Origin of the sequence: Zemynaea arenosa (assembly GCF_004614185.1) — a bacterium.
Lineage (GTDB): Bacteria > Pseudomonadota > Gammaproteobacteria > Burkholderiales > Burkholderiaceae_D > Telluria > Telluria arenosa.
Genome location: NZ_SPVF01000245.1, coordinates 1 through 17481 on the forward strand (window position 1 = coordinate 1; position 17481 = coordinate 17481).

The window sequence follows — 17481 nt, forward strand, 5'->3', positions numbered from 1 at the left end:
GGTCCAGCAGGCGTCGTACAGGGCTTGCAGGTCGGCCTTGCGGCCCGCGACATCCAGCGCCAGCGGGGCCGCCACCGTGACCGGCACGGACGTCACCTGCCGCACGTGCGCGGCCACATGAGCCGTGAAGCCAGCCGGGTCGGCGGGCGCGCCGGCGGACGGCGCGGACGGATGGGCGATGGAGAGCGCCATGGCGGCCACGTAGCTCGCAAGTGCAGGTCCCATCGTCGCCTCCGTCACGTTAAAAAAATTGCAAGGGAAGCCATTGTGCACGATTTCAGTACGGCGTGCTCGACAGTTGTGTGCGTATGTATGGGCGCAACGAAAAAACCGCCGGGAGCGCGCGCTGCCGGCAGTTTTTAACAGTTGAAAAAAAACCGCCGGGGCTCACGCACCCAGCGGTTCTCCATGAAGCTCAGCAGGCTTACTGCGCGCCGGCGGCCTCGTCGGCCGCAGCGGCCTTCATCGACAGCTTGAGGCGGCCGCGGTCGTCGGTCTCGATGACCTTGACGCGCACGTGCTGGCCTTCCTTCAGGTAGTCCGCCACCGCGTTCACGCGCTCGTTGGCGATCTGCGAGATGTGTAGCAGGCCGTCCTTGCCCGGGATGACCTGGACGATGGCGCCGAAGTCCAGCAGCTTGAGCACGGTGCCGTCGTAGGTCTTGCCCACTTCGACCGAGGCGGTCAGCTCTTCGATGCGGCGCTTGGCTTCCTGGCCGTTGGCGGCATCCACGGAGGCGATGGTGACCACGCCTTCGTCGGTGATGTCGATCTGGGTGCCGGTTTCCTCGGTCAGCGCGCGGATCACCGCACCACCCTTGCCGATCACGTCGCGGATCTTCTCCGGATTGATCTTGATGGTGATGAGGCGCGGCGCGAAGTCCGACAGCTCGGTCTTCACGTGCGGCATGGCCTTGACCATTTCGCCGAGGATGTGCTCGCGGCCGTCCTTGGCCTGGGCCAGTGCCACCTGCATGATTTCCTTGGTGATGCCCTGGATCTTGATGTCCATCTGCAGCGCGGTGATGCCATTGGCGGTACCGGCCACCTTGAAGTCCATGTCGCCCAAATGGTCTTCGTCACCCAGGATGTCGGACAGCACGGCGAAGCGGCCGCCTTCCTTGATCAGGCCCATCGCGATACCGGCCACGTGCGCCTTGGTCGGCACACCGGCGTCCATCAGAGCCAGCGAACCGCCGCACACCGATGCCATCGAGGACGAACCGTTCGATTCGGTGATCTCGGACACCAGGCGCATCGAGTAGCTGAACTCGTCCTGCGACGGCAGCACCGCGACCAGCGCGCGCTTGGCCAGGCGGCCGTGGCCGATCTCGCGGCGCTTCGGTGAACCGACGCGGCCGGTCTCACCGGTGGCGAACGGCGGCATGTTGTAATGCAGCATGAAGTCGTCGGTGTACTCGCCCATCAGCGCGTCGATCTTCTGGGAATCGCGCGCGGTGCCGAGGGTGGCGACCACGAGAGCCTGGGTTTCGCCGCGGGTGAACAGGGCCGAGCCGTGGGTACGCGGCAGGACCGAGGTGCGGATCGAGATCGGGCGCACGGTGCGGGTGTCGCGGCCGTCGATGCGCGGCTCGCCTTCCAGGATCTGCGAACGGACGATCTTGGCTTCCAGGTCGAAGAACACGGAACCGACTTCGGCGGCATCCGGCTCGGCGCCACCGGTCGCCTGGGCTTGCGCGCCCAGGTCGGCCATCAGCTCGGCGAAGGCTTCGCGGACCTTGGTGGTGCGGGCCTGCTTGTCCTTGATCTGGTAAGCGGCGCGGACTTTCTGCTCGGCGTACTGGGCCACCGAAGCGATCAGCGCTTCGTTCTTGGCCGGGGCTTGCCAGTCCCACTCCGGCTTGCCGCCGTCACGGACCAGCTCGTGGATCGCGTCGATCACGGCCTTGCCCTGCTCGTGGCCGAACACGACCGCGCCCAGCATGATTTCTTCGGACAGCTGCTTGGCTTCCGATTCCACCATCAGCACGGCGGATTCGGTCCCGGCCACGACCAGGTCCATCTCGGAGGTTTTCAGCTGGGTGGTGGTCGGGTTCAGGATGTACTGGCCGTTGGCGTAGCCGACGCGCGCCGCGCTGATCGGGCCGTCAAACGGGATGCCGGACACGCTCAGGGCGGCCGAGGCACCGATCATCGCCGGGATGTCCGGGTCGATTTCCGGGTTCACGGACAGGACGTGGATGATGACCTGGACTTCGTTCAGGAAACCTTCCGGGAACAGCGGACGGATCGGACGGTCGATCAGGCGCGAGGTCAGCGTCTCCTTCTCCGACGGACGGCCTTCGCGCTTGAAGAAGCCACCCGGAATCTTGCCGGCGGCGTAGGTCTTCTCGACGTAGTCCACGGTCAGCGGGAAGAAGTCCTGGCCGGGCTTGGCTTCCTTCTTGGCCACGACGGTGGCGAGGACGACGGTGTCATCCACCGACACCAGGACGGCGCCGGAAGCCTGGCGAGCGATTTCGCCGGTTTCCAGAGTCACGGTGTGCTGGCCGTACTGGAAGGTTTTCGTGATTTTGTTAAACATGGGTCATCCTTTTCTATTTGCCGACAGATTTTCAGGGGCTGTCGTTCACCTCACCACCGACGTCCAGTCTTCCACTGCGGACGCCTGAAACAAAAAGTGCCCGCGTCAGCGAACTGGCGCAGGCACTTTTCTAAAAACCGATTGGTCGCAACGATTACTTACGCAGACCCAGCTTGGCGATCAGATCGCGGTAGCGGTTGGCGTCCTTGGACTTCAGGTAGGACAGCAGGCTCTTCCGGCGATTCACCATCTTGATCAGGCCGCGGCGCGAGTGATGGTCCTTGGTGTGCTCTTTGAAGTGGGTGTTCAGCTCGTTGATACGGGCGGTCAGCAGAGCCACTTGCACTTCCGGGGAACCGGTGTCGTTCTGGCCACGGGCGTTGTCCGCGATGATGGCGGACTTGTTGATGTTTTCTACGGTCATGATGTGCCTTTCACATGCGGCAGGCGAAGTCGGAACCTGGCTTGCCGTGATTTGTTAATAAACTCCTGGCTTTGGGCCAGACCGGGGATTATAGGCGAAAAAGGACGCCTTAGCTAGTCCGCTGTTCTGCCGCTGGGGCACGTGATAGTGCAAGATGGTGCATTATCTCGGTTTTGGAGCTTTTCATGATCAAACAGACACGTCTTCTTTCCTTCGCCTGCGCCCTGCTGCTGGCCGGATGCGCCACCTGGAATCAGCCGAAGGTGGTGGCCGGCGACTCCCTCGACACCGTCCGTACGCGCATGGGCAATCCGACCAATGTGTACCCGCTGCCCCAGGGCGGGCAGGAGTTCGAGTACGCCACCGGGCCGTTCGGCCAGCGGACCTGGATGGTGCGCTTCGATGCCAACGGCAAGGTGCTAGCGGCCGAGCAGGTGCTGCGCGGCGAAACCTTCGCCAAGCTGCGCATCGGCGAATCGAAGAAGGAAGATGTGCTGCGCCTGGTGGGGCGGCCGTCCGAGACCTCGCGCGTGTTCCTCGGCAATTTTGAAGTGTGGTCGTACCGGTACAAGGAGAACGACGTCTGGAACTCGATGATGCACGTGCACTTCGACGAGCGCGGCGTGGTCAAGCTGGTGCAGAACGGACCGGATCCGATGTATGACGACCGGCGGCCGTTCCGCTGAGGTGGGCCATGATCGTTGACGCCCAGGTCACCATTCAGGCGCCGCGGGCCGCCGTGTGGGCGGCGGTTGCCGATATCGAACACAGTGCTTCGATGGTGAGCGGGATCCTCGGCATTGAGATCGTCGAGCGGCCGGCGGTCGGTTTGACGGGCCTGCGCCGGCGCGAGACACGGGATTTCTTCGGCAAGCCGGCGACGGTCGAGAAATGGATCACCGAGGCGGCCGAGGGTGCCTACTACCGCACCCGCGCCGAGAGCGATGGCTGCGTATTCCTGGCCACGATGCAGGTGGTGGATGGAGCCGACGGCACGACGATCCTCTCCACCGTCCACGACTCCCAGCCCGTCAACCTGGGCGCGCGGCTCATGATGCTGCCGATGGGGCTGCTCTTCAAGCGCGTGGCCCGCAAGGCGCTGCGGCGGGATATCCGCGCCGCTGTCGAAGAACCCGGCAGACACGCAATTCATTGACACCCGGGTAACCAACGCACGCGGGCGTGAACGACGGCTGCGTATAGCTGGCCACGATGCAGGAGGCAGGTGGAACGGACGACACGCCACGACGATCCTCTCTACCGTCACCGCGTCCCCGTCCGTCGGCCATGTCTTGCGCTGGGCGGATTTCCCTGCGACCGACGAAGACATACGGCCGGGAATTTCGGCTATCGCTATTCATTTCCGAACATCATAGGAAAATGGAGGTGTGCACATATCCCAGCGGAATCGGTTTAGTGCTGGGTCATAGAATATTTGTTGAACATGCGGGTGACCGTCAGCAGCTAAGCTGATGCAAAACCAGCCAAAGTAATCTACCGGCCCGCTGCCCCCCCGGTTCGGGGACGCGGCCCGAAGCGACACGAAATAGGGTGTCCCTGGCAATAGTTGACCAGCGTTTCCACTGCCTCCGGTTTTTGCCCACGTACTGCCATAGGGCAGACAGCTCGACGCCCCATCGAACTCAAATGTTGGGCCTTCAGCCAAAGTGTATTGCATCCATACGATACCTTTCGGCTCTCCGTGCGAAACAACCTCGATAAGCTGGAAATTGAGATGCTTGCCGCTATCTTGGTCATTCAAGGAAAAGCAAGGAACCCCGCCTTTGTCGCGAATGACAAGTTTGCCAGGGAACGAACTTGCCTTCGCCACCTGCGACAGCAGGATGAGCGCGGCAAGAGCCAGCATCCGAATGCGTCGGAAGTTCATATCAGGGAGGCCAAGAACTTGGAATTGCATGGGTCGTCGAGAAAAGGCCCGACCACGCACAGGTAAAGAGATTTGTCCGCATGACCGCGATATCGCAGCTCCGCAATATAATCCGACCCGAGGTTCATCAGCGCGAAGTAGTCAGCAAGAATGTCCCCTTGAGCTTCCATGTTGTACTCACTCAAGTCGCGGTGAGTTCCCAGCTCGTATGAATAGTCCAAGCCGATTCGAACTGCCCCGCGCAGTTTAACCCAGTAGCCCATCTGATATTGCCAGACGTGCATCATTTCATGCATGAACAATCGACGCAGGTAATATTCGGGACACGTCGAATAGTCCGGCCGATATGAGTCTTGTCCAACGTAGATTTGTCCATCCGGTGTAATAGCGGCGTTATCAGGCTGCATTCCGAACCAAAGATATTCCTCGTCGTGAACTCTTACGAGCGAGTAATCAATGCTGAATTTGAAGATCGACGACGCCATTTTGATTTCTCCAGGCGTCAGATACCGCGCGCGCGGCTCCAGCGGCAGCTCCCACACGGATGTTCCGTATTGACTGCGCGTCGTGCGTACCTCGTCCAGGAATCGAATGACACGGCGGGGTTCCCGGCTTCTGGCGCAGCACATTAATTCTTCCGGCTGGATGAGCTCAACCTGCTGAATTTCCGTTTCTTCCTGAGTTCCCACACGCAAGGTCCGTCCTTCCGCATCTGTAATGCCTTCGTGTATCGAACCGTCCGCTAAGTGAAGACGATAGTGAGTGTTCGATAGCGGAATGCCAGCTAGGTTAGTGAAGCGAAGCTGTTCATCGCATGCGTAGCAGGTACACATGCTCGATTCGCCGAGCAGGTGATGCGCTTCGCAGCCGTTTTTTGCATTCTTGATTCGCGCTCCGGTGTAAAACTGGTGATCAGGTCCGATCCCAATCGGTATCTGGTCAAACCTGTCGCCGAATGTGGCTTTGTACTTGAAAATAAGTTCCCATAAGGCATCGCAAGCGGTCGTGCTGACATGGCCTGGCATAGCGCACCTCGTCCGTTTGTCCGTCACGTGAGAAGGATAGGCGCAGGCGGAGAAGCGAAAAAGAATTGACTACCACGCCTGCTGGGAATGACGTGAAAAGACATCAAATCGACGGCGTGCGGGATGGATGGCCGCGAGGCTATGCAGCTGCTGCGCCAGGGAGGCTCCCGCGCGCACGGTGCGCGCGGGAGGAAGCGAATTAGTCGGCGGCGGCGTGCCCGGCGATGGAGCCTCGCCGGTAGCCCCGCTCGACCAGCAGGAGCACAATGCCAAGGATGGCGACGGTCTTGAGGGAGTGCGCCATCTGTTCCTGGTAGCCGGCCGGGGGAGCCCAGAAGCCGAGGAACATGAAAGCGCCCGGGATCAGGATCAGGGCCATGGGCAGCAGCAGCATGAACGGCGCCTGGTAGCCGAGCATCAGGGCCAGGCCGCCCGCCACCTGCAGCACCAGCAGCACGCCCAGCACCACCGGAAACAGCAGGTCTTTGTACTGCATGAACAGGTAGTACTCCGACCAGGCCGGTACGCTCAGCCAGCCGTGCACCACAAACACGACGCCGAGCGCAAAGCGTGCCAGGGAGCACGCGCCCATCCACATTTTGTCCATGACTGTCTCCTCACGCAGTGGCCTGCATGAGACAGCCTAGCACCCGTAGTTGTCGATTTATTATCGCTGCGCAGACTGCGGCATCGGCGGCTGGTCCGTCAGCGTCGAATCCGGGTAGGCGATCTTCCAGATGTCCCAGCCCATCTTGCGGCGCAGCGCCATCCGTTCCTTGCCCTCGGCGTAGAGGTCGAAGTGGCCCTTGCCCGGCACATAGCGCACCTCCGCCACCGCGCCCACATCCTTGAACGCTGCCTCCAGCCTGCGCACGCCGCCGTCCAGGCCAAAGTCGTCCTTGTCGCCAACGTAGACATGCAGCTTGCCATCGAGGTCGGCCTTCTGCGACGGCCAGCGCTGGCGGACGATGCGCGTGATGTCGTAGTGGGTGAGCCAGTACTCGGCGACCTTGGGATCCACTTTGCCGGTCTGGCGGTCGTACAGGCGCTGCGGGCGGCCGTTCGCGCCGCGCGGCGAAAACACCCATTCGAAGGACTGCATCTGGCCGCCGTACTCACCCAGCACCTCCTCCATCTGCTCCATCACGAGGTCCTTCTTCACGGCATTCGGCTTGGTGAGATCGAGCTCGCCGAAGGCGGTGAAATCGGGGAAGTCCGGCGAGGTTGCGAAGCTGCCGCGGAACAGCTTGGGATAGTTCAGCTGCAGCCACAGCGCCGCCCAGCCGCCCGACGAATGCCCCATCAGGAAGCGCCCGGCCTTGAGGTCGGTACGGTAGAGACGGTCGATCTCGGGTAGCAGTTCGGTCGTCAACGCGGTGCCCCAGGGCCCGTTGTTGGCGCTGTCGGCGAATTCGTGGGTGCCGCTGGGCAGGCTCTGGTCGAGGAAGACCCAGATCATCGGCGGCAAGCGCTTGTTGCCGGTCTGACTGAGTACGCCCGCGGCGCTGTCGGCCAGCGAAGCCATGCCTGCGGTGAAGCCGTGGGTGAAATAGACCACCGGGTAGCGGCGGGTGTCCTTGTCGTAGTCCGGCGGCGTCATAACGAACCCGCGCATCTGCACCGGCTTGCCGCTGAAGGCGCTCAGGGCCTTGCTGTCGAAGGCGAACGGCTTGATGCGCGCTTCCACGATGGCGCGGTCTTCGGCGGAGAACATGGGCTTCCCGTCCGGGCGCTCCCAGTAGCTCTTGCGCTCGGGGACCACCGCGTCCAGCGCCAGCGTGACGGGGGCGGCGGCGGGCAGCGTGACCTTGACGACCGGGCTGACCACGTCGCCGGCGCCGCGGCCGGAGTAGGCGTAGCTATGGTCGCGGTCCAGCACGGCCTGGACCCAGTATTCGCCGGCCGGAAGGCGGTCGATCGAGACCGGGAAGGCCAGGTCCTTGGACGTGAGCGCCAGCACGGCGCCTGGCCTCAGGCCGGTCACTTCGCGCGCGGCGACAAAATTGTCTTTCTTGAAGAACGGGTCGGCGCTGACGCTGTCGGGCGCCTTGTCACCCTCGGCCTTCTGCGCGAATACCAGCAGGCGTCCACTGCTTGTTTCGGCGGCGGCGGCTGGCCCGGCGACGACTTGCACAGGCGGCACATGGGCGGGCTCGGCCCATGCGGAAGCGGCGGTCGTCAGCAGAGCCAGGCTCAGCATGGTCAGTCTTGGTGCAAACATGGAACAGCCCCTCGATATTGGTATGAGGGGCATTCTGCCGGGATCGCCGAAAAGTTCCCGCTTGGATGCGACGAACTGCACAATTGCCGTAATGAAATGCAAAATGCCGGCAACGCAAGTACTACTCAGGCAGGTGGATTGACCCACTCCATGTACTGCACCGTGATGTGCGGATGGCTGGCCAGCGGCTCGGTGCGCGGCACGAAGACGAAACCCTGGCGCTGGTACAGGCGGGCGGCGGGGAGGTTGTCCGGCGCGACGCTCAGCTCCACGCGCGCAAAGCCACGCTCCACGGCGCGCTGCCGGATGGTCTCGACCAGGCGGCCGGCGGCGCCGCTGCCACGGCTGGCCGGGCGCACCCACATGGCGATCAGGCCAAACGTGCCCTCGCCTTCCGGCACGCCCGCGATCATCCCGGCCGGTTCGTCGCCATCAAACGCGTAGAAGTATTCGGCCGGACCACGGCCCGCGGCCCGGTCCCGCCATTGCTGCTCGGTGAATGCCAGCGCGCTCGCGTGCGTGACGCCGAAGGCCGTCGGCGCATCGGCCAGCGCGGCGAGGCGCAGCGTCTTGAGAATCTCCCAGTCGTCCTCGGTGGATGCCCGGATCGTGATCGTCATTCAGCCCTGCGCCGCGATGCGCTCGACCTTGGAGTCAAGCTTGTTGAGGCCCGAAAGGTAGGCCTTGGCCGAGGCCACGATGATGTCCGGGTCCGCCCCCACCGCGTTGACGATGCGCCCGTTCTTCGACAAGCGCATCGACACCTCGCCTTGCGACTGCGTGCCATTGCTGATCGCGTTGATCGAAAAGAGCAGCAGCTCAGCGCCGGACTTGGCTTCCTTCTCGATGGCGTTGACCATCGCATCCACCGGCCCGTCGCCCGTGCCTTCGCAGCTGAACTCCTTGCCGTCGATGGAGAACACCACCTTGGCCAGCGGCAGTTCGCCGGTCTCCGAGCGCTGGGACAGCGACACCAGCCGGTAGGTCTCGCCCTCGGCAGCATGCTCCTCGTCCGACATCAGCGCCATGATGTCCTCGTCGAAGATCTCGGCCTTGCGGTCCGCGAGCTCCTTGAAGCGCGCGAAGGCGGCATTCACTTCGGACTCCGATTCGAGCTCGATGCCCAGCTCCTGCAAACGCTGCTTGAAGGCGTTGCGGCCCGAGAGCTTGCCGAGCACGATCTTGTTGGCGGTCCAGCCCACGTCTTCCGCGCGCATGATCTCGTAGGTCTCGCGCGCCTTCAGGATGCCGTCCTGGTGGATCCCCGAGGCGTGCGCGAACGCGTTGGCGCCCACCACCGCCTTATTCGGCTGCACCGGAAAGCCGGTGATCTGCGAGACCATCTTGGAGGCCGCGACGATCTGCGTGGTGTCGATGCCCAAATCCAGCTTGAAGAAGTCGGAACGGGTCTTCACCGCCATCACGACTTCTTCCAGCGCCGTATTCCCGGCCCGCTCGCCGAGGCCATTGATGGTGCACTCGATCTGGCGCGCACCGCCGATGGTCACGCCGGCCAGCGAATTGGCCACCGCGAGACCGAGGTCGTTATGGCAGTGGACCGACCAGATGGCCTTGTCCGAATTGGGCACGCGCTCGCGCAGGCGGCGGATGGTGGCGCCGAACTGCTCGGGCATCGCGTAACCCACGGTGTCCGGGAAGTTGATGGTGGTCGCGCCTTCCGCGATCACGGTCTCCAGCACGCGGCACAGGAAGTCTTCTTCCGAGCGGCTGCCGTCTTCCGGACTGAATTCGATATCGTCCGTGAACTGGCGCGCGAACTTGATGGCCAGCCTGGCCTGCTCCAGCACCTGCTCCGGCTCCATGCGCAGCTTCATCTTCATGTGCAGCGGCGAAGTGGCGATGAAGGTGTGGATGCGCTTGCGCGGGGCCGGTGCCAGCGCTTCGGCGGCACGCGCGATGTCCTTGTCGTTGGCGCGCGAGAGCGAGCACACGGTCGACTCGCGCACCACCGAGGCGATCGAGCGGATCGCCTCGAAGTCGCCCGGCGACGCGGCCGCGAAACCGGCTTCGATCACGTCGACCCGCATCCGCTCCAGCTGGCGCGCGATGCGCAGCTTCTCTTCCTTGGTCATCGAGGCGCCAGGGGATTGCTCGCCGTCGCGCAGGGTGGTATCGAAGATGATGAGGCGGTTGGAGATCGACATGACAGGTCCAGGAATCAGAGGCTAGCGGCGTTCACTCTCATCCACCGGCTCCTCGTCGGTCTGCACCAGCGACACCCGCTCGCCCTTCGCGAGGCGGATGAGGTAGATGATGTAGCCCGAGATGCCGTAGATGACGAAGAACCACCAGATGGAGTACGACGGGAACAACGCCATCAGCGCGAGGCCGAGGGCGATCAGGAAAATCGCGATGAAGGGGACCGACTGGCGGAAGTTGATCTCCTTAAAGCTGTAGAACGGCAGGTTGGTCACCATCGACAGGCCTGCGAACAGCGTGATGGACCACGAGATCCACGGCTGCGTGGTGCCGATGACGCCATCCTCGGTCATGGCCAGCACATAGCCCGCGACCAGCGCGGCGGCCGAGGGGCTGGGCAGGCCCTGGAAGTAGCGCTTGTCCACCACTTCGATATTCGTGTTGAAGCGCGCCAGGCGCAGGGCGGCCCCGGCGCAGTAGACGAAGGCCGCGATCCAGCCCAGCTTGCCGAGGCCGCGCAGCGACCATTCGTAGATGACCAAGGCTGGGGCGGCGCCGAAGCTGACCATGTCCGACAGCGAGTCGTATTGGGCGCCGAACTCGGACTGGGTGTTGGTGAGGCGGGCGACGCGGCCATCCAGGCCATCGAGGATCATGGCGATGAAGATGGCCCACGCCGCGTAATCGTACTTGCCGTTCATCGCCTGCACGATGGCGTAGAAGCCGCAGAACAGCGCCCCCGTGGTGAAGGCGTTGGGCAGCAGGTAGATGCCGCGGGCGCGCTTGCGCGGCCCCTCGACCTGCACCGGCTGGCGGCGGAACCGTGCAAAGCGCGCCTTGCGGGGCGGCTTGTTGACGGGATGCGCGGCAAGTTTGGCTTTGCGTCGAGGGAAAGTCGGCATGGTCGGTATTGGCAAGAATGAATGTCGCCCTATTATAGTGCGGCGCTTCTTACTTGAATTTCACCTTTCCGACGAGGCGCATCTGCAGGGTGGTGTCGCCGGGTTCGAAGCTGGGCTCCGCCACCTCCGGCGCGCCCGCCCGCGCGAAGGCGGCCTTGGCCATCATCGGCGCGGCACCGTCGGCGGTCTCGCCACGCACATAATTGCCGGAACCTTCGAAATCGACGGTGTCGAGCACCGCATCCTCGACGCGGCGACCCATGGCGCGCGCCACGGAGGCGATGCGCTCATTCAGGTTCTTGTAGGTGGCGGCGATGCGCTGGTCGTCCAGCTGCTTTTCAGTCTCGGGGGCCAGGCCGAAGGACAGGCCGTTCAGCGCCAGCACCTTCTGGGCGGCGGCCACAGTCTTCTGCAGCGCACCGATATTGGTGGTCTTGACCTCCACGTACTGGCCCACGCGCCAGGACGCGGGCTGGCGCGGCTTCACCTTGCCAGTGGCATCGAGCGGCATCGGCGGCCGGTCTTCAGGATAGACCGGGTAGGTGTAGTAGCCGTAGGTCTTCAGCTTGGCCTGCGGATCGGCCTTCTTGAGGATCTCGGTCCCCTCGCGCATCTTGGCGTTCACGCGCGAGGCGGCGGCGGTTTTGTCCTTGTCCTGCTCTTCGACCATCAGGGTGGCGGTGGCCTGGTCGTTCGCGTGCGTGACTTCGCCGAACGCCGGGATGACGACCAGCGTGCCGGCGGTCGGGATTTGCTGGGCGTGTGCGCCCACGGTGGCCGCGGCCAGGACGAGCGCTGCGGCGGCGAAGGTTTTGGTCAACGACATAAATGAACTCCCGGTGAAGTAAATATCCGACAAGATACATTCAACCGGGGATGTATGCGGGCACGCGTAATACAAAGTTGCAAATTACGGGCGCCCGCCGGGCTACCCCTTCCGTCCTTGGGCCGGAAAAAATTCCCCGCGCGAGCGGGGCGGGACCTCAATTCTTCGACTGGTCGACCAGCTTGTTCTTGGCGATCCACGGCATCATCGCGCGCAGCTTCGCACCCACCTCTTCGATCTGGTGCTCGGCGGTCAGGCGGCGGCGCGAGATCAGGGTCGGCGCACCAGCCTTGTTCTCGAGGATGAAGCTTTTCGCGTACTCGCCGGTCTGGATGTCCTTCAGACACTGGCGCATTGCATCCTTGGTCGCCGAGGTCACGACCTTCGGCCCGGTCACGTACTCGCCATATTCCGCGTTGTTGGAGATCGAGTAGTTCATGTTGGCGATGCCGCCTTCGTAGATCAGGTCCACGATCAGCTTCAGCTCATGCAGGCACTCGAAGTAGGCCATCTCCGGCGCGTAGCCCGCTTCCACCAGCGTCTCGAAACCAGCCTTGATCAGCTCCACGGTGCCGCCGCACAGGACCGCCTGTTCGCCGAAGAGGTCCGTCTCGGTCTCTTCGCGGAAGTTGGTCTCGATGATGCCGGCCTTGCCGCCGCCATTAGCCATCGCATACGACAGCGCGATATCGCGCGCGATGCCCGACTTGTCCTGGTAGACGGCGATCAGGTGCGGCACGCCGCCACCCTGCTTGTAGGTGTTGCGCACGGTGTGGCCCGGAGCCTTCGGCGCGATCATGATCACGTCCAGGTCCGCGCGTGGCACGACCTGGCCGTAATGTACGTTGAAGCCGTGCGCGAAAGCCAGCACCGCGCCCTGCTTGGCGTTCGGCGCCACGTTCTCGTTGTAGACCTGGGCGATGTTCTCGTCCGGCAGCAGGATCATGATGATGTCCGCGTTCTTCACGGCCTCATTCACTTCCGCGACCTTGAGGCCAGCGTTCTCCACCTTGGCCCAGGAGGCGCCGCCCTTGCGCAGGCCGACCGTCACGTTGACGCCGGATTCGTTGAGGTTCTGCGCGTGCGCGTGGCCCTGCGAGCCGTAACCGATGATGGCGACGTTCTTGCCTTTGATGAGGGAGAGGTCGCAGTCCTTGTCGTAGAAAACTTTCATGTTATGAGCCCTAATTTTTGAATTCAGATTTTGAGGATACGTTCGCCACGGCCGATGCCGGAGCCGCCGGTACGCACGGTTTCGAGGATGGCCGCGCGGTCGATCGAGTCGATGAAGGCATCGAGCTTGCTCTTGGCGCCCGTGAGTTCGATGGTGTAGGTCTTCTCGGTCACGTCGATGATGCGGCCGCGGAAGATGTCCGCGGTGCGCTTCATCTCTTCGCGCTCCTTGCCGACCGCACGCACCTTGATCAGCATGAGCTCACGCTCGATGTGCGCGCCTTCGGTCAGGTCCACCACCTTCACCACTTCGATCAGCCGGTTCAGGTGCTTGGTGATCTGCTCGATGATGTCGTCCGAGCCAGTGGTCACGATGGTCATGCGCGAGAGGGTCGCGTCTTCGGTCGGCGCCACGGTCAGCGTCTCGATGTTGTAGCCGCGTGCGGAGAACAGGCCCACCACGCGCGACAGCGCACCCGCTTCGTTTTCGAGAAGGACGGAGATTATGTGTCGCATTACAGGTCCTCCGATCCGAGCAGCATTTCAGACAGACCGGCACCCGCCTTCACCATCGGCCACACGTTCTCTGCCTGGTCGGTGATGAAGTTCATGAAGACCAGGCGGTCCTTCATGCCGAAGGCTTCGCGCAGCGCGCCTTCCACGTCGCCTGGCTTCTCGATCTTCATGCCCACGTGGCCAAAGGATTCCGCGAGCTTGGAGAAGTCCGGCAGCGAATCCATGTACGACTCGGAGTAGCGCGAGCCGTAGTCGATCTGCTGCCACTGGCGCACCATGCCGAGGAAGCGGTTGTTCAGCAGGATGATCTTGGGCGTCAGGTGGTACTGCTTGCAGGTCGCGAGCTCCTGGATGCACATCTGGATCGAGCCTTCGCCGGTGATGCAGGCGACGGTCGCATCCGGGTTCGCCATCTGCACGCCCATGGCGTACGGCAGGCCGACACCCATGGTGCCGAGGCCACCGGAATTGATCCAGCGGCGCGGCTTGTCGAACTTGTAGTACTGGGCGGCCCACATCTGGTGCTGGCCGACGTCGGACGTGATGAAGGCGTCGCCCTGGGTGATGTCCCAGAGCTTTTCGACCACCGACTGCGGCTTGATGACGGTGTCCGAATCCTGGTAGCGCAGGCAGTTGCGGCCGCGCCACTCGTCGATCTGGCCCCACCACTTGGCGAGGGTCTGCTGGTTGGGCTTCGCTTCGGAGGCATCCAGTTGCGACAGCAGCTCGACCAGCACGTCCTTGACGTTGCCGACGATGGGGATGTCGACCTTCACGCGCTTGGAGATCGACGAGGGGTCGATGTCGATGTGGATGATCTTGCGCGGGTTGGTGGCGAAGTGCTTCGGGTTGCCGATCACGCGGTCGTCGAAGCGCGCGCCGATCGCGATCAGCACATCGCAGTTCTGCATCGCCATGTTGGCTTCGTAGCTGCCGTGCATGCCGGGCATGCCCACGAATTTGTCGCTGGTCGCGCGATAGGCGCCAAGGCCCATCAGCGTGTTGGTGCACGGGTAGCCCAGCTTATCGACCAGGCGATTCAGCTCGTTCGACGCGTTCGCAAGGATCACGCCGCCGCCCGTGTAGATCATCGGGCGCTCGGCGGAGAGCAGCAGCTGCACGGCCTTGCGAATCTGGCCCGAGTGGCCTTTGTCCACCGGGCGGTAGGAGCGCATCTCGATCTCTTTCGGATACGAGAACGGCGCCTTGTGCACGGTGATGTCCTTCGGAATGTCGACCAGCACGGGGCCGGGGCGGCCGGTACGGGCGATGTAGAAGGCTTTCTTGATGGTGTCCGCCAGGTCCTTGACGTCCTTGACCAGGAAGTTGTGCTTGACCACCGGGCGCGTGATGCCCACGGTGTCGCATTCCTGGAAGGCGTCCTGCCCGATCGCGTGGCTCGGCACCTGGCCGGAGATCACCACCATCGGAATGGAGTCCATGTACGCGGTCGACAGACCGGTGACGGCGTTGGTCACACCCGGACCGGAGGTCACGATGGCCACGCCCACCTTGTTCGAGCTGCGTGAATACGCGTCGGCGGCATGCACGGCGGCTTGCTCGTGGCGGACCAGGATGTGCTGGAATTTGTCCTGCTTGAAGATGGCGTCGTAGATGTACAAGACTGCGCCGCCGGGGTAGCCAAAGACGTGTTCAACACCTTCTTCAGCGAGGCAACGCACGACAATCTCGGCGCCCGTGAGGGGGACCGATGCTTCGGGATTCATAAAACGTCCTTTCAAAACCCAATGGGAAAAGATCGGATGCTCTCTCCTGACGAAGCACGTCGTACCGCAACAAACACTCTGGCGTCCCTTCTTTCTGCGGTCACGGCGATCTTTCACGTCCCCGTAGTGACGTTACGAACCGGCGCTGGGCCGCAATCTCGTTCGGCGAGAGTCTTGTAGCGTTCTGGCGCACTTCTCGCGCTTGTGGCGCGGGTTAGAGCAAACTGCCTACATGAAAGCTGGTTTCGTCCGTGCTGATCTGGTGGGGCCAGCGCCGGGAAACCGGGAGCCTTGTTTGTTGCAAAGCGACCTACACCTTACTGCGCCGCACCATTCTGGTCAAGCTCAATCTTCCCGCCAGTCCTGAAACGGTGCAATGCGCGCCAATTTTTGCTAGGATTCGCGAGTTTTGTACATGCGTTCGGCAACGTACCGGACGCAACCCTGACCACCCTTCCCCTCACGCATGGCAACAGACAAAGAATTATCGGACTTTCTCGAAAGTGTCGAGCGTCGGGCCTTCAAGCAGGCGGCCTATGCGGTCAGGCGGGAGGAGGCGGCGCTGGACATTGTCCAGGATGCCATGATCAAGCTGGCCGAGAAATACGGCGACAAGCCGGCCGCCGAACTGCCGATGCTGTTCCAGCGCATTCTGCAGACCACCATCCTCGATTTCTTCCGCCGCGAAAAGGTGCGCAACACCTGGGTCAGCCTGTTTTCCGGCCTGGGACGCCACGACGGCGAAAATGAGGATTTTGATATACTGGACACCTATGAGGCGGAGGAAGGCAACACCGCCCAGGAGTCGTCCGCCGACACCGTCGAACGGATGCAGATCCTGGATGTGATCGACCAGGAAGTGCAAAAACTCCCCACGCGTCAACGGGAAGCCTTCCTCATGCGTTACTGGCAGGACATGGATGTGGCCGAAACGGCCGAAGCCATGGGCTGCTCGGAAGGAAGCGTCAAGACACACTGTTCCCGGGCCACGCACGCCCTGGCGGAAGCGCTCAAGGCCAAGGGAATCACATTATGAATACCGACGACCTCAACTTTGCGTACAAGGTACGCCACGCACTGAACGACAAGCTGGATCAGCTGCCGTCCGAGACGACGGACCGGCTGGCCGCAGCGCGCCAGGCGGCGCTCGCGCGCAAGAAGGCGGACAAGCCGGTGCGCGTGGCGCAGCGGGTGTCGGTGGGCAATGTATTGACTGCCGGCGGACGCTCGTGGTTCCAGGACGTCACCTGGCTGGGCCGCCTTGGCGTGGCGGTGCCACTGGTGGCGATGGCGTTCGGGCTGGCCGGTATTTACCAGTACGAGCAGAAGCAGCGCATTGCCGAAATCGCCGAGCTGGATGCGGCGGTCCTGTCGGACGAGCTGCCGCTCACCGCTTACCTCGACCAGGGCTTCAACGCCTACGTCTCGCAGCAACAGCAGCAAGAGCAGCTCGAGCAGAAGCGCGCCCAGTAATGACCTTGTCTTCCCGCCGCACCCGCCTCGGACGCGCCGCCTCGCTTGCGGTGGCGCTGGCGGGCGTGTGCGCTTGGGCGGTGGCGCAAGTGGCCGCACCGGCGAGCCAGGCAACGGCCGGGGCACCGGCCGCGGGGACGCAGACGGTTCAGGCTCCGGTGGCGGCTCATGGCGCGGCGCCGAAAGCCGCTGGCAAATCCACCAGAACAGTCGCCGCCGGCAAGCCGCGCTGGACGGATCTGAATCCGTCCCAGCAGGCGGCGCTCCAGCCGCTGGCGGGCGAATGGGACAAGTTCGGTCCGGTGCGCAAGCAGAAGTGGCTGGAGATCGCGAACCGCTTCAGCGCGATGAAGCCGGACGAGCAGCAGCGCATGCACGAGAAGATGCGCGAGTGGATCAAGCTCACGCCCGAGCAGCGCAACCGCGTGCGCGAAAACTACGTCAACGCGAAGAAGATCGCGCCGGACCAGAAAGCCTCGCAGTGGGAGCAGTACCAGCAGCTCCCGGAAGAACAGAAGAAGCAGCTGGCGGCGCAGGCGGCGGCCGCGGCGGCGAGCAAGCGCACGGTGGCGGCGCCACCGGCGTCCGCGCACGGCAAGCC

General features: G+C 63.2%; 19 protein-coding genes. 5 read left to right on the forward strand and 14 right to left on the reverse strand.

Going from position 1 to position 17481, the window contains the following annotated elements; all coding sequences use genetic code 11:
• From E4L96_RS18995 to rpsO, 3 genes are all read right to left on the reverse strand, one after another.
• A partial coding sequence (locus E4L96_RS18995; RefSeq protein WP_135208785.1) for a hypothetical protein occupies nt 1-225 on the reverse strand: 225 nt, incomplete at its 3' end.
• Nucleotides 226-424: 199 nt separating this feature from the next.
• Nucleotides 425-2545 (reverse strand): polyribonucleotide nucleotidyltransferase, encoded by a 2121-nt coding sequence (pnp, locus tag E4L96_RS19000; protein ID WP_135208786.1) that lies wholly within the window; start codon nt 2543-2545, stop codon nt 425-427.
• Between the two features lie 154 nt (nt 2546-2699).
• Complete coding sequence (gene rpsO, locus E4L96_RS19005) at nt 2700-2969, reverse strand: 30S ribosomal protein S15 (RefSeq protein ID WP_135208787.1); 270 nt, start codon at nt 2967-2969, stop codon at nt 2700-2702.
• 185 nt (nt 2970-3154) lie between these two features.
• On the opposite strand from rpsO, the gene bamE reads away from it, so the two are divergent.
• Both bamE and E4L96_RS19015 read left to right on the forward strand, forming a co-directional pair.
• Nucleotides 3155-3655, forward strand: a complete 501-nt coding sequence (gene bamE / locus E4L96_RS19010) for an outer membrane protein assembly factor BamE domain-containing protein (RefSeq protein ID WP_135208788.1) — start codon at nt 3155-3157, stop codon at nt 3653-3655.
• 8 nt (nt 3656-3663) lie between these two features.
• On the forward strand, nt 3664-4125 hold the full coding sequence (locus tag E4L96_RS19015) for an SRPBCC family protein (RefSeq protein WP_135208789.1): 462 nt from the start codon (nt 3664-3666) through the stop codon (nt 4123-4125).
• A gap of 201 nt (nt 4126-4326) precedes the next feature.
• On the opposite strand, the gene E4L96_RS19020 is transcribed toward E4L96_RS19015, so the two are convergent.
• The 11 genes from E4L96_RS19020 to E4L96_RS19070 form a co-directional block, all read right to left on the reverse strand.
• Complete coding sequence (locus E4L96_RS19020) at nt 4327-4887, reverse strand: hypothetical protein (RefSeq protein WP_135208790.1); 561 nt, start codon at nt 4885-4887, stop codon at nt 4327-4329.
• Nucleotides 4854-5882: a hypothetical protein gene (locus E4L96_RS19025; RefSeq protein ID WP_135208791.1), complete on the reverse strand. Its 1029-nt coding sequence runs from the start codon at nt 5880-5882 to the stop codon at nt 4854-4856. Before E4L96_RS19025 ends, E4L96_RS19020 begins: the two co-directional genes overlap by 34 nt.
• A gap of 199 nt (nt 5883-6081) precedes the next feature.
• Nucleotides 6082-6489: a hypothetical protein gene (locus tag E4L96_RS19030; protein ID WP_135208792.1), complete on the reverse strand. Its 408-nt coding sequence runs from the start codon at nt 6487-6489 to the stop codon at nt 6082-6084.
• Nucleotides 6490-6549: 60 nt separating this feature from the next.
• Nucleotides 6550-8103, reverse strand: a complete 1554-nt coding sequence (locus E4L96_RS19035; protein WP_135208793.1) for an alpha/beta hydrolase — start codon at nt 8101-8103, stop codon at nt 6550-6552.
• A gap of 125 nt (nt 8104-8228) precedes the next feature.
• Entirely contained in the window at nt 8229-8723 is a 495-nt protein-coding gene (locus E4L96_RS19040; protein WP_135208794.1) for a GNAT family N-acetyltransferase, read from the reverse strand.
• Entirely contained in the window at nt 8724-10268 is a 1545-nt protein-coding gene (locus E4L96_RS19045; protein ID WP_135208795.1) for a 2-isopropylmalate synthase, read from the reverse strand.
• Between the two features lie 21 nt (nt 10269-10289).
• Nucleotides 10290-11165 carry a CDP-diacylglycerol--serine O-phosphatidyltransferase gene (pssA, locus tag E4L96_RS19050; RefSeq protein ID WP_135208796.1) on the reverse strand — a complete coding sequence of 292 codons (876 nt, stop codon included), beginning with the start codon at nt 11163-11165 and terminating at the stop codon, nt 10290-10292.
• Between the two features lie 49 nt (nt 11166-11214).
• On the reverse strand, nt 11215-11991 hold the full coding sequence (locus E4L96_RS19055; RefSeq protein ID WP_135208797.1) for an SIMPL domain-containing protein: 777 nt from the start codon (nt 11989-11991) through the stop codon (nt 11215-11217).
• A 157-nt stretch (nt 11992-12148) separates the two neighbouring features.
• Nucleotides 12149-13180, reverse strand: coding sequence for a ketol-acid reductoisomerase (gene ilvC, locus E4L96_RS19060; RefSeq protein ID WP_267874341.1), 1032 nt, complete (start codon nt 13178-13180; stop codon nt 12149-12151).
• An 8-nt stretch (nt 13181-13188) separates the two neighbouring features.
• Complete coding sequence (gene ilvN, locus E4L96_RS19065) at nt 13189-13680, reverse strand: acetolactate synthase small subunit (RefSeq protein ID WP_135208799.1); 492 nt, start codon at nt 13678-13680, stop codon at nt 13189-13191.
• Nucleotides 13680-15407 (reverse strand): acetolactate synthase 3 catalytic subunit, encoded by a 1728-nt coding sequence (locus E4L96_RS19070; RefSeq protein ID WP_135208800.1) that lies wholly within the window; start codon nt 15405-15407, stop codon nt 13680-13682. Before E4L96_RS19070 ends, ilvN begins: the two co-directional genes overlap by 1 nt.
• A gap of 466 nt (nt 15408-15873) precedes the next feature.
• Between E4L96_RS19070 and E4L96_RS19075 the strand changes: the two genes are divergently transcribed.
• The 3 genes from E4L96_RS19075 to E4L96_RS19085 form a co-directional block, all read left to right on the forward strand.
• Nucleotides 15874-16443, forward strand: coding sequence for an RNA polymerase sigma factor (locus E4L96_RS19075; RefSeq protein ID WP_135208801.1), 570 nt, complete (start codon nt 15874-15876; stop codon nt 16441-16443).
• Nucleotides 16440-16880, forward strand: coding sequence for a DUF3619 family protein (locus E4L96_RS19080; protein WP_135208802.1), 441 nt, complete (start codon nt 16440-16442; stop codon nt 16878-16880). Before E4L96_RS19075 ends, E4L96_RS19080 begins: the two co-directional genes overlap by 4 nt.
• Nucleotides 16880-17481: DUF3106 domain-containing protein (locus E4L96_RS19085; protein ID WP_135208803.1), on the forward strand; the 602-nt coding region annotated here is incomplete at its 3' end. The genes E4L96_RS19080 and E4L96_RS19085, both read left to right, overlap by 1 nt.